10 protein-coding genes are annotated in these 11604 nt (G+C 67.2%); 3 read left to right on the top strand and 7 right to left on the bottom strand.

From position 1 onward, the window contains the following. Positions 1-3 precede the first annotated feature (3 nt). Genes F1735_RS15890 through F1735_RS15880 form a run of 3 tightly spaced genes read right to left on the bottom strand, consistent with a single transcriptional unit; the run spans position 4 to position 3658 of the window. Positions 4-1119: a glycosyltransferase family 4 protein gene (locus F1735_RS15890; protein ID WP_167237837.1), complete on the bottom strand. Its 1116-nt coding sequence runs from the start codon at positions 1117-1119 to the stop codon at positions 4-6. Continuing rightward, on the bottom strand, positions 1116-3356 hold the full coding sequence (locus F1735_RS15885; RefSeq protein ID WP_167237836.1) for a glycosyltransferase: 2241 nt from the start codon (positions 3354-3356) through the stop codon (positions 1116-1118). The genes F1735_RS15890 and F1735_RS15885 overlap by 4 nt, the downstream gene beginning before the upstream one ends. Beyond that, positions 3353-3658: a hypothetical protein gene (locus F1735_RS15880; RefSeq protein ID WP_167237835.1), complete on the bottom strand. Its 306-nt coding sequence runs from the start codon at positions 3656-3658 to the stop codon at positions 3353-3355. Before F1735_RS15880 ends, F1735_RS15885 begins: the two co-directional genes overlap by 4 nt. Positions 3659-3781: 123 nt before the next feature. On the opposite strand from F1735_RS15880, the gene F1735_RS15875 reads away from it, so the two are divergent. Together F1735_RS15875 and map are read left to right on the top strand one after the other, a co-directional pair. Then, positions 3782-4369, top strand: coding sequence for a TetR/AcrR family transcriptional regulator (locus tag F1735_RS15875; RefSeq protein WP_167237834.1), 588 nt, complete (start codon positions 3782-3784; stop codon positions 4367-4369). 8 nt (positions 4370-4377) lie between these two features. After that, positions 4378-5172 (top strand): type I methionyl aminopeptidase, encoded by a 795-nt coding sequence (gene map / locus F1735_RS15870; protein ID WP_167237833.1) that lies wholly within the window; start codon positions 4378-4380, stop codon positions 5170-5172. A gap of 96 nt (positions 5173-5268) precedes the next feature. On the opposite strand, the gene F1735_RS15865 is transcribed toward map, so the two are convergent. Then, positions 5269-6591 (bottom strand): endo-1,4-beta-xylanase, encoded by a 1323-nt coding sequence (locus F1735_RS15865; protein ID WP_222853002.1) that lies wholly within the window; start codon positions 6589-6591, stop codon positions 5269-5271. Positions 6592-6922: 331 nt separating this feature from the next. Here F1735_RS15865 and gbpA point away from each other — a divergent pair, with 331 nt between their 5' ends. Then, entirely contained in the window at positions 6923-8338 is a 1416-nt protein-coding gene (gene gbpA, locus F1735_RS15860) for an N-acetylglucosamine-binding protein GbpA (RefSeq protein ID WP_167237832.1), read from the top strand. A gap of 3 nt (positions 8339-8341) precedes the next feature. On the opposite strand, the gene F1735_RS15855 is transcribed toward gbpA, so the two are convergent. The 3 genes from F1735_RS15855 to F1735_RS15845 form a co-directional block, all read right to left on the bottom strand. After that, the gene (locus tag F1735_RS15855) at positions 8342-8908 is read right to left on the bottom strand and encodes a DUF2939 domain-containing protein (protein WP_167237831.1); all 567 of its coding nucleotides are present in this window, start codon (positions 8906-8908) and stop codon (positions 8342-8344) included. 87 nt (positions 8909-8995) lie between these two features. Continuing rightward, positions 8996-10213, bottom strand: a complete 1218-nt coding sequence (locus tag F1735_RS15850) for a sensor histidine kinase (protein ID WP_167237830.1) — start codon at positions 10211-10213, stop codon at positions 8996-8998. After that, complete coding sequence (locus tag F1735_RS15845; protein WP_167237829.1) at positions 10203-11549, bottom strand: sigma-54-dependent transcriptional regulator; 1347 nt, start codon at positions 11547-11549, stop codon at positions 10203-10205. The genes F1735_RS15850 and F1735_RS15845 overlap by 11 nt, the downstream gene beginning before the upstream one ends. Between the last annotated feature and the right edge of the window lie 55 nt (positions 11550-11604).

The following is an 11604-nucleotide window of genomic DNA, read 5'->3' as shown; positions in this document are numbered from 1 at the left end:
AGCTCAGGGTTCGAGCACGCCGTTGACCAGGTCGGCCACCAGCGCGGTAAGACGATGCCGTGCGCGCGCCGGCGCGAAGGTGTGCGCGTAGCGCCAGGCCTGCGCGGCGAAATGGACAAAGCCGTCCTGGCGCCACGCCGGCGAGCCGGCCAGCGCCAGCTCGGCGCCGATGGCCTGCGCCAGCAGCGCGACGTCGCCGGTCGGCACCAGGCGCGCCAGGCCGCCGGCGATGGCCGGCGTGTTCGAATTGTCGTAGCAGACCACGCGGCAGCCGGCCGACAGCGCTTCGACGATCGGCACGCAAAAGCCTTCGTGGTAGGTGGGCAGGACGAACACATCGCCGTCAAACAGCAGGCGCTGTTTGACTTCATCCGGGGCGTCGCCGTGCAGGCGCAACGACACGCGCGGACCGTACAGGCGCGGCCACGCGTCGGCCGCGCTGCGCACTTGCTCGACCAGCGCCGGATCGGAAAAGCCCAGGTTGGCCACCAGGTCGAGCGCGATGCGCGCGCCGCTGCCGGCTTGCAGGCAGCGCGCCACGGCGTCGAGCAGGTCGGCCACGCCTTTCGAGCGCACCAGGCGGCCGATGAAGACCAGCCGCAGCACGCCGTCCGCATGCCCCGGCTTGGCGGCGCAAGGCTGCGCCTGGCCATGCACGGCCAGCGGCAGCACGCAGGCCGGCGTGCTCACGCGGGCCGCGCGCAGCACCGCCAGGTTGCTGGCGCTGTCGCAGGCCACGTGATCGGCGAACATGATGTTGCCCATCTGGGCGAACGACTTGTCGATGGTGGCGTGATGTTCGGCGCCGACGAACTGCTTCGGCGTGATGTTATGGAACACCACCAGGCGCCGCACCCGCTCCGGCACCATCAGGATCAGGTCGAACAGCGGATAGAAAATCCCGAAATGGAAAATGACCGCGTCGCTGGCCTGGAAATGCGTATCGGTCATGATGTCGGTCGCGTCGCGCACCAGCCGGTGCGGCACGGCGTGCTCGCAGGCGTAGGCGAACAGCACGACTTCGTGACCGGCTTCCAGCAACCATCCGATGTTGTCGGCGATGGCGTTCGAGATGGCGTCGTTGCGCACGCAAATGCCGTGGATGACCGAGATTTTCATGCCGGCGCCTTGGCAAAACGGGCCAGCGCAATATCGTACAGGGGCAGGCTGTCCTTGGCCATGCGGCGCGAGATGAATTTGTCTTCGAACAGCGCGCGCCCGGCGCGGCCCATGCGCTCGCGCAGCTCGGGCGAGGCGGCCAGCCGGTCGATGGCGCCGGCCAGCGCTGCGCTGTCGCCGGGCGCGACCAGCAAGCCATTGACGCCGTCGCTGACCACTTCGGGCATGCCGCCGGCGGCGCAGCCGATCACCGGGCGCGCCTCGCGCATGGCTTCGACGAAAACCAGGCCGAACGACTCGTAGCGGCTGGGCGCGACAAACATGTCGCAGTCGCGGTAGGCGGCGCGCAGGGTGGCGTCGTCGACACGGCCTTCGAAACTCACGCGCTCGCCCCAGCGGGCCAGCTGGCCGCCCTGGCGGCAGTGTTCCTTATAGCTGATCTGCGCGCCCGACATGAGCAGCGTGTCGTCGCCGATGATGCGAAAGCGCACCCGCGGATGCTGCGCCAGCACCGGGTCGATCGCCGCCAGCAGCACGTCGATGCCCTTGCGCGCTTCCAGGCGGCCGACGAACAGCACGGTGACGCCGTCATCGGCACGTGGCGCCGGCTGCTGCCGCGGCTGCGGCGCCACGTCGGGCATCCCCAGCGGCACCAGGCGCAGGCTGGCGTCGTCGAAGCGGAAATCGTAGGCTTGCTCGATGTCGCGCCGGATCGCGGCGCTGTTGGCGCGGATCGCCTGCGAACGCTGCATGAGTTCTTTTTCGAGCGCCAGCATGGGCGTGCCGAAACGCGTCATCCAGGCCGGGTCGTCGCGCAGCTCGGCGCGCCCCTGCAGCGAAAAATGCAGGGTCGTATGCAGGCTGGTGACCAGCGGCCAGCGCCCGTCGAGCAAAAAGGCCGCGCCTTCGGCGTCCCAGATGGGCGCTTCGACCAGGTCGAGCGGGCGGTGGCTGGCGATGCGGCGCGCCTCCATCAGCGCGGTCGCGCACCAGTTCCAGATCTCTTGCGGGATGGCGCGCTCAAACGCCTCGTACGGGCGTGCGTACTGGCCCGGCGCGACCCGGTGTACCCACACGCCATTGAGCAGTTCGACCCGGCTGTGGGTGGCGCTTTCGGCGATCACGTGTACCTGGTGGCCTTCGGCGGCCAGCGCTTCGGCCAGGTCGCGGCTGAAGGTGGCGATGCCGCCGCGGTGATTCGGCGGGTAGTCGCGCGAGACCAGCGCCAGGGTTAGCGGCTGCGTCAGCGCCCGCGCATGGCCGATGGTGGCGAACGGCAGGAACTCGCCCTGCCAGCGCGCGCGCTTGGCGGCGTCGATGCCGCCGGCCACCGGCGCCAGGCCGTGCCGCGTGCCGGTCTCCCAGGCGCGCGCGCATTCGTCCTCGAAGCGGGCGCGCCGTTCTTCGGTGGCGCTGCCGTTGGCGATCAGGAAGTCGAGGTGGCGCCGGTGCGAGTCGGCCTTGTCGCGGTTATGGGCGTCGATGCGCTCGCGCGTGTCGTAGGCCAGGCCGTGCTTGAGCGAGAAGTAGATGGTGTTCTTGAGGATCGGATAGAACGCGCGCGGCAGCTGGGCCGAATCGCGCACGCCGTTGGGCGCGGTCTTGTGATGCACGTAGGCGTGCGCCAGTTGCCTGAGCAGGTAGCCGGCGTCGACCAAGCGGCAGCAGACGTCGGTCTCGTCGAGAAAATATTCGATCTCCTCGTCGAAGCCGCCCACTTCCAGCAGGGCCGAGCGGCGGAACGAGGCGTTGGTCCCCTGCAGGTAGGGGACCCGGCGCGAGCCCGGAAAACACAGTTGCGGCGTGTCCATGCGGTGGCTGATGTCGACGTCGCCGGCGCGGTTGGCGCTGGCGTAGTGGTACTGGAAGGTGTAGCCGCTGCTGTCGAGCACGCGCCCGCCGGCGCCGCCGACGCCAGCGTCGTCGTAGGCGGCGGCCAGTTGGGTGAGCCACTCGGGTTCGGGAATGGCGTCGTCGTCGATGAACGCGACCACGTCGCCGGCCGCCATGCAGATGCCGATATTGCGCGACACCGACAGGTTCGGGACCGGGCAACGCGCGCTGCGGATGCGCGGCAGCCAGGCGGCGATCACCTGTTCCGAATGGTCGGCCGACGGGCCGTTGACGACAATGACTTCGAACTGCCCGGCGTAACGCAGGCGGCACAGGCTCTCGAGCGTTTCCTGCAGCAGGTCGGCGCGGTCGAGGGTGTTGATCACGATCGAAAAAGTGATCATGAACGCAGCCCGGCCTCCAGCTGGTCGATGCGCTCGCGCAGCTGCGCCAGCTCGCGCGCCAGCATGCGCAGGGCGACCGGGGTCGATTCGACCAGGTTGCCGGGATCGCGCTCGGCGGCCAGCACGCGGGCGTTCAAGTCGGCAATGTTCTTTAGCAGCATCGGCAGCTGTTCGCGCGCAAAGGCGTCGCGCCGCTCGTTTTCGTAGGGCAGGCGCGACACCGCCACGGCGATCCGGATCAAGCGCCCCAGCACGGGCAATCCCGCCATGCTGCGCACAACACGTTTGATCAGCATTTTCATCGGGAGCGACCTATTCACCTGTACAAGACTGCGGATTTTGCGGGCTCATTAAATATCTGTCAATAGTGCTCCCGTCGAAACGGGCCGCTTGACGAACTCAAATAGAATCTATATTCTATTTGAATGGTCAGACTAGCTAAATACAACGCACACACCTTCATCGACGGCGCCATCTGCATTGCCGCCGCCTGCGGCATCGGCTCGGTGTCGATGTCGGCCATCGCCGTCAAGGCTGGCGCGCCGATCGGATCGGTGTATCACCGCTTCGATTCGCGCAGCACCTTGCTGGCGCATGCCTGGCTGACGGTCAAGGCCGATTTCCGCGAACAGGTGGCGCGCCACTGGGATGAAGAAGACACCTGGATACCGGTGGCGGCGCTGCTCGACTGGTGCCGCAGCAAGCCGGTGTACGCGCGCTTCCTGCTGCAGTACGAAGACTGTCCCGACCTGGGCGCGCCGCTCTCGCCGGAACTCGCCGAGCTGCTCGAAGTGGAACAGGCGCGCCTGGACGCCTGTTTCGAGCGCTGCCTGCTGCGCCGCCGCGCCGACGGCGACGATGCGGCGCACACCTTGCGCTTCATGCTGATCGACGCCCCGATCGCCATCGTCAAACCCTACCTGGCCCACAACAAGGCGATTCCCGCCACCCTCGACGCGATCCTGCGCGCCTCGCACGACGCCGTCGATGCGCTGGCCGCCTCACCTCACTGAGAAACCCCATGCGCTACTCCACACAAACAGAACACGGCAAACCGATTCCCCTGTACGACGAAGCGGGCTTCGAAGCCATGCGCGCGGCCGGCCGGGTGGCCGCCGACACGCTCGACTTCATCGCGCCGCACGTGCGCGCCGGCGTGTCGACCGCCACGCTCGACGCCATGTGCGAAGAATTCATGCGCGCCGCCGGCAGCATTCCGGGCACCATCGACTACCACGGCTACAAGCACGCCAGCTGCATTTCGGTGAACCACGTGGTCACGCACGGTATTCCATCGGACAAAAAGATCCTGCGCGAGGGCGACATCGTCAACATCGACGTCACGCCCAAGCTCAATGGCTGGTTCGGCGACACCAGCCGCACCTTCGAAGTAGGTGAGGTATCGATCCTGCACAAGCGCCTGGTCAGTTCGGCCTACGAGGCGATGATGACCGGCGTGCGCACGGTGCGTCCCGGCGCCACCCTGGGCGACGTCGGCTCGGCCATCGATACCTATGTCAAGGCGCAGGGTTATTCGTCGGTGCGCGATTTTTGCGGCCACGGGATCGGCCAGGTGTTCCACGATGCGCCGCAGGTAACGCACTACGGCCGCCCCGGCACCGGCATCGTGCTCGAACCGGGCATGATCTTCACCATCGAACCGATGGTCAACGTCGGCACCCACCAGGTGACGGTGTTGCCCGACAAATGGACCACCGTCACCAGGGACCGCAAGTGGTCGGCCCAGTTCGAGCACTCGGTGGCGGTGACCGACAGCGGCGTCGAGATCTTCACCCTGTCGGCGGCCGAACGCTAAAGGCTGGCAAAAGCGCCGCGCCTGGCATGCGGCGCCGTTAATACCACATTTTCAGGCCTGGAAAATTGGTATGCATAGCACAGCACCACTTGGTGCTCAAATGCAGGGTTTGCCCGACAAGCCGTCGGCCACGCCGCGCAAGGCCGGCTTTTGCCGGTAGGCGCCGTCGAACAGCAGCGGCCAGTCGGCGTGGGCGTTTTTGAACAGGTCGCTGATCAGCCAACTGCTGGGATCGCTCACACCCCACACCGTCACGCCGCCGCGCAGGTTGGCCGGGACCGTGTCCCTATACGCCTTGACGACTTCGCAGTAGCGCTTTTTCTGCGCCAGCGCCAGCGCCGGGGTCAGTTCGCGCTGGATGTCGCCGGCCTGGTACGGCGGGCTGAACGGATTATTGACCGGGATATCGAGTTCGGTGATTTTCACCTTCAGCTTGCGCTCCACGGCCTGCTTGAAGGCCGCCGAGATGGTGCTCACCGACGGATAATCCATATAGATGTGCATCTGGAAGCCGACCCCGGTGACCGGCACCGAACGCGCCTTGAAACCGTCGAGCATGCCGGTCAGGGTGCGCAGCTTGGCGGCGTCGGCCTCGATGTTGTAATCGTTGTAGTACAGGTCGGCCTTCTGGTCGACCGCGCGCGCATTGATGACGGCCTGTTCGATGTAGTCGGCGCCGGTCTTCTGGTAAAACAGCGAATTGCGGTAGCCGCCGCCGTCGTTGATGGCTTCGTTCACCACATCCAAGCTCGCGACCTTGCCCGAAAAATGCGTGGCAATCGTTTGCACGTGGGTCTTGAGGATCGCCAGCCAGGCCGCCTTGTCGCCCTGGTAGTTTTTCATGAAGGCCGGCACCTGATAATCCGAATGCCAGATCAGGGTGTGCGCGTGCAGGGTTTTGCCATTGTCCCTGGCGAATTTGAGAAAGTCGTCGGCCTGGGTGAAGTTGTAGGTGTCCGGGGCCGGATGCAGATAACTCATCTTCATGATATTGCCGGCCGTGAGCTGGCTGAAATGCGTCTTGATGACAGCCTGCTGCGCCGGGCTGTTGGTGTAGCTGAAGGCTTCATTGCCGTAGGCGAGCGACACGCCGACCGGGAACTTGGCCAGCTTGCTCAATTTGCTCACGTCGGCGCCGCTGGTTTTTTCGGACCAGCCGGAGTCGGCGCCGGTCATGGCGTCGTCCATCTGGCTGGCCAAGGCGGGCGCAGGCGCGTCACCAGCGTCACCAGGCACGCCAGCCGGCACGTCACCGGGCGCGGCGATCACAGCTTCGGCGGCGGCCGGCGGCGCCGGCGTGGCGGCGGGCGCGCCCGGGTCGGCGTCCCCACCGCAAGCGGATACGCAAGCGGAGACGCAAGCCGATACGCAAGCCGATACAAGCAGGCAGACACTGAAAGTGGCAGAAAAGAATCGCATCGGGTCTCCAGAGTGGTTTTTGTCGGTTGCAACATTGAATGCAAGGAACTATGAAAACGTTTTCATTAGCAAATGTATAACTTTCTCCTTTTTGGATTGTGCGGTAAACACCCTGCCAAGTCAACCGGCCCGCGCGCCGCATTTACCCTTGCAACATAAGCTTCCATCACGCACTGGTATTGCGTGCAGGGGCAATTTTGAAAACCAGTTGACGACCAATTTCACGGCCATCATCCTGACGCCTTTTGAACTGCAAGCGAGCGCGCGATCTCGGCCAGCCCGGCTCCCTGCGTGCTGACCGATGTCGTCCCGCCCGAAAAGGTAAATCACCATGAAAACACTCACCACCATCGCCGGCGCCTGCGCGCTGTTGTGCAGCGCCAGCGCCATCGCGCACGGCTACATCACCCAGCCGGAGTCGCGCAACCTGCTGTGCAAACAAGGCGGCAACAGCGCGTGCGGCGCCATTCAATGGGAACCGCAAAGCCTCGAAGCGCCTTCCGGTTTTCCGGCGCAAGGGCCGGCCGACGGCGTCATCGCCTCGGCCGCGCTGGCGCAGTTCGGCGAACTCAATGAACAGACCAGCAGCCGCTGGACCAAGCGCCCCATGACAGCCGGCGCCAACGTCTTCAAGTGGCAGTTCACGGCCAACCACGCCACCCGCAACTGGCGCTACTACATCACCAAAAGCGGCTGGAATCCGAACCAGAAGCTGACCCGTGCCTCGTTCGACCTGACCCCGTTCTGCGTCATCGATGGCGCCAACCGCCAGCCGCCGGCGCAGGTCAGCCACAACTGCACGGTACCCGCGCGCAGCGGCTACCAGGTGATCCTGGGGGTGTGGGAAATCGCCGATACCCCGAACAGTTTTTACAATATGGTCGATGTGCTGTTCAAGGACGGCCCGCCGTTGCCGGTGCCGGAATGGACCCAGCGCGGCGCGATCTATCCATCGGTCGACCTGGCCGTGGGCGACAGCGTGGCCACGCGCGTGTTCGACGCGGCCGGCGAAAAGCCGGAGCTGCAAACCAAGGTCACCATCAACAGCACCAGCGACGGCCTGCGCAACAACTGGGCCTACCTGCTGGCCACGCGCGTGAACGCCGAACAGCCCTTGCTGCACGCGGGCCAACTGGGCCAGGACGGCAAGATCACCCCGGTGTACGGGCAGAACACGGTGTATGCAAAAACGAGCAGCGCGCTGACCCGGGTCGAAGTGCAGATCAACAAGGACCAGACCCCACCCCCGGCCGATTTTTCCGTGAGCGACCTGCGCTCCTCGTATGCGATCAAGGGCGGTGAATTGACGATCAACTTTGGCGTCAGCGCCAATGCCGACATGGATGTCAGCGCCTATGTGTACGACCAGGCGGGCGTGTCGAAAGGCTTCGCCACGGCGCCGCTGAACAACAACAGCGCGGCGCTGGCGCTGAAACTGAACGCGCCCAAGGCGGGCGCGCACCAGCTGGTGCTCAAAGCGGTGGTCAAGGACGGCGGCGCGGTGCTGCAGAAGACCTTTGCGCTGACCTTGACCGAAGAAGGCGGCGGCGCGGCCTACGAGCACGTGTTCCCGGCGTCGCTCGCGACCTACAAGGCCGGCACCCGCGTGCTGCAGCCGAAGAACGGCAAGGTCTATACCTGCAAGCCGTTCCCGTACAGCGGCTGGTGCTCGCAGTGGACGGCGGCGTCGACCCATTACGAGCCGGGCGTGGGCGCGAACTGGCAGGACGCCTGGATCGCCCCGTAAGCCTCAGCCTGGTGTGGCGGGACGGGGCGGCAGGAGCACGTCCGCCAGCTTCCACGACGCGAAGCCGTGCCGTTCCATCACCAGCGACAGGCCGCGCTCGCCGCGCTCGGTCTCGAGGTGCAGGATGTATTTGTCGAAGCCGATGCGCTCCGACGTGTACTTCGGATCGGGTTTGGCGGCGTCGTCCTTGTCCGCACTGTCGCGGCGCGGCTCGATCGAGCCGCGCTGCATCGCGCCCATGACGAATTCGGGAGTGACCATGGCGTCGACCATCTTGTCGGCGAAGGCCATGCCCAGCATCTTGCCGAAATCCGCGCCGGCCTTGGCGGGATCGTCGCCGCCGGCGCCGTCGCGCGGCTTGACCTGCTCGTTCATGGCCGCGCCCAGCTGCGCCTTGACGCTCGCGCGCAGGCGCGGGTAGTCGACGCGGGCGTTGAAGCCTTCGGCATTGCGATCGTGGGCCGCCGTACGCAGCTGGTGCAGCGCGATCACGGGGGAGTAGTACCAGTATGCGGCGCCGGCGCTGACGCACAGCGCGGCGATGCCAAGTTTGAGGTGAATAGCCTTCACGATTTCCTTCTGTGGGTTGACGCGTGCCGATCGCACAAGCCGGATTCTACACGGGGCCCGGCGATCCGAACGCTGAACAGCCGGGAGTCAAAAGGTGATGATAAAGCGCGCGCCGCCGCCGATCGACCTGGCGTACCGCACCGCACCGCCATTGCGGTGCATCAGCTGGCGCACCAGGGCCAGGCCGATGCCGCTGCCTTTGCTTTTGGTGGAAAAGAAGGGCGTGAAGATATCGGCGATGACGTCGTCCGGTACGCCGGGGCCGTTGTCGCACACGTCGATGCGCAGGCGTCCTCCGCGCGCCAGTTTCGCGCTCACGGTGACCTGCGGCGCCTGGCCCGGCGCACTCGCTTCGGCCGCGTTCTGCAGCAGGTTCACCAGCGCTTGCTCCAGCTGGCCCGGATCGGCCATCAATTCGAGCGATCCGGGCTCGACCCGGAAATCGGCGCTGCCGCCGCGCGCCTGCCAGGCCGGCGCGATCAGGGCCGACAGCCGCGCGAACATCTCCTGCACCACCACCCGCTGCGGCGCCGCCGGCGGCACGCTGGCCAGCGCGCGGTAGCCGCTGACGAAATGGGTCAGGCTGGCGGCGCGGCGGCCGATGGCGTCGAGCGCGAGCGCCAGGTCGTCCGCCACATCGACCGGCAGGCTGGCGCGCACGCCCTGCACCATGTCGCGCGCGCTGTGCGAGAGCGATGCCACCGGGGTGAGCGAGTTCATTATCTCGTGCGTCAACACATGCACCAGCTTTTGCCAGGCCTGCATGGCCTCGGCCGCGAGCTCGTTTTCCACCGGCGTGAGCGCCACCAGCCGTTGCGGCTGGCCTTCGACGCTCAATGTGCTGGCCGTGGCCAGGGCGCGCTCGACGCCTTGCTCGGTATCGACATCGATCATGCTGCGCCGGCCCGGCGCCAGGCCGGCCAGGGTGCGGCGCAAGGCTTCGAGGTCGCTCGCGCGGCCGGGCGCCAGCAGGCGGCGCGCATTGGCGTTGAGCGGCTCGGCGCTGTGTACGCTGTCGATGCGGAACAGGGCGATCGGCGCATGTTCGAGCTGCGATTCGAGCGCCAGCACGCGCGCGGCCAGCTGCAGTTGATCGTGCCGCGCGCCGACCGGCACTTCCAGCGGCTCAAGCGCAGTCGATCGCAGGCCGTGGCGGATCAGGCCCACGGCCACCAGCGCCGCCACCGCGCTGGCCGCCGTCGCCAGCGAGAGCACCGCCCCATGCGCGCCGGCGCTGACGGCGGCCGCGCCGAGCAGCACTGTGCCGGCCCAGGCCACGCGGCGCGCGGCGGCGTCAGAGGCCATGCTTGCTGCGCTTGCGGTACAAGGCGGCGCGGCTGATCCCGAGCAGGATGGCGGCATGGCTGATATTGCCGCGCGCCTGCGCCATGGCGGCGGCCACCGCGTCGCGCTCGAGGGTGTCCAGGGCCAGCATGTCGGCGCCTGCCGCGCGCGGGGGCGCAGCGATGGCCGGCGCGCCGCCATGCAGGCCAAAATCGGCCAGGCCGTAGGCGCCCGGCTGGCCCAGGATCACGGCGCGCTCGCAGGCGTGGCGCAGCGCGCGCACATTGCCGGGCCAGTGGTGCGTACACAATGCGTCGAACGCCTCGGGCGCGATGGTGCCTGGCGCCTTGCCGTACAGCTCCCGGTAATGCGCCAGGTAGTGGCGCAGCAGGGCCGGAATGTCGTCGCGCCGCTCGCGCAGCGGCGGCACGCGCAGCACGATGGTGTTGAGGCGGAACAGCAGGTCGGGCCGGAACACCTGCGCGTCATACAGCCTGGCCTCGTCGAGATTGGTGGCGCTGACGATGCGCACGTCGATCGCCTGCGGGCGGTCGGCCCCGAGCGGCGTGACTTCGCGCCGTTCCAGCGCCGTCAGCAGCTTCGATTGCGCGGCCAGCGGCAGGTTGCCGATTTCGTCGAGGAACAGGGTGCCGCCGGACGCCGCCTGGAAGCGCCCCGCGCGGTCGCTGCGGGCGTCGGTAAACGAGCCTTTGCGGTGGCCGAACAACTCGCTCTCGAGCGTCGCCTCGGGCAAGCTGCCCATGTCGACGGCGAGGAACTGGCCGGCGGCGCGGCGCGAGGCCAGGTGGATCGCGCGCGCGGCCAGCTCCTTGCCGACCCCATTTTCGCCCAGCACCATGACGTTCGCCTGGGTCGGGCCGACGTTGGCGATCAGGGCGCGCAACTGGCGCATCGGCGGCGAGTCGCCCATCAGCGGATCGTTGGCGGCGGCCGGTGCGGCCTGCATGCCGCGTTGCGCCAGCGCGCCTTGCACGACCGCGAGCAGGCGCGCGTTATCCCACGGCTTGGTGAAAAAATCGCTGGCGCCGCGCTTCATCGCCTCGACCGCCAGGGCCACGTCGGCGTACGCGGTCATGACGATGACCAGCGGCGGGTCGGGCAGGGCGCGCAACTGGTCGAGCAGCGCCAGGCCTTCGGCGCCGTCGGTGCGGCCGGGCGTGAAATTGAAGTCGAGCAGCACCACGTCGGGCACGCCGCCCAAGAGGTGGCGCGCCAGCTGGTGCGGATCGGCCAGGGTGGCCACGTTGCCCGCGCAGCGGCGCAACACCAACTGCGCCGCATAGGCCACGTCAGCGTCGTCGTCGAGGATCAGGATGCGGGCGGGGTGGTCGGCCATGGCGGGGAGGGTGGAAGCAGGTGCGCCGATTCTAGCAGCAGCATGCCGGCGCCAC

The organism is Massilia genomosp. 1, from assembly GCF_011682185.1.
Classification (GTDB): domain Bacteria; phylum Pseudomonadota; class Gammaproteobacteria; order Burkholderiales; family Burkholderiaceae_D; genus Telluria_A; species Telluria_A rubra.
Note: the sequence above shows the minus strand (reverse complement) of the source record. Positions and strands in the feature narration are given on the sequence as shown.

What these genes read in the sequence shown, in the direction of transcription:
- F1735_RS15890 (WP_167237837.1), bottom strand. Translation starts at nt 1,119, where the DNA reads ATGAAAATCTCGGTCATCCACGGCATTTGCGTGCGCAACGACGCCATC.
- F1735_RS15845 (WP_167237829.1), bottom strand. Translation starts at nt 11,549, where the DNA reads ATGGCCGACCACCCCGCCCGCATCCTGATCCTCGACGACGACGCTGAC.
- gbpA (WP_167237832.1), top strand. Translation starts at nt 6,923, where the DNA reads ATGAAAACACTCACCACCATCGCCGGCGCCTGCGCGCTGTTGTGCAGC.
- F1735_RS15885 (WP_167237836.1), bottom strand. Translation starts at nt 3,356, where the DNA reads ATGATCACTTTTTCGATCGTGATCAACACCCTCGACCGCGCCGACCTG.
- F1735_RS15865 (WP_222853002.1), bottom strand. Translation starts at nt 6,591, where the DNA reads ATGCGATTCTTTTCTGCCACTTTCAGTGTCTGCCTGCTTGTATCGGCT.
- F1735_RS15850 (WP_167237830.1), bottom strand. Translation starts at nt 10,213, where the DNA reads ATGGCCTCTGACGCCGCCGCGCGCCGCGTGGCCTGGGCCGGCACAGTG.
- F1735_RS15875 (WP_167237834.1), top strand. Translation starts at nt 3,782, where the DNA reads ATGGTCAGACTAGCTAAATACAACGCACACACCTTCATCGACGGCGCC.
- map (WP_167237833.1), top strand. Translation starts at nt 4,378, where the DNA reads ATGCGCTACTCCACACAAACAGAACACGGCAAACCGATTCCCCTGTAC.
- F1735_RS15880 (WP_167237835.1), bottom strand. Translation starts at nt 3,658, where the DNA reads ATGAAAATGCTGATCAAACGTGTTGTGCGCAGCATGGCGGGATTGCCC.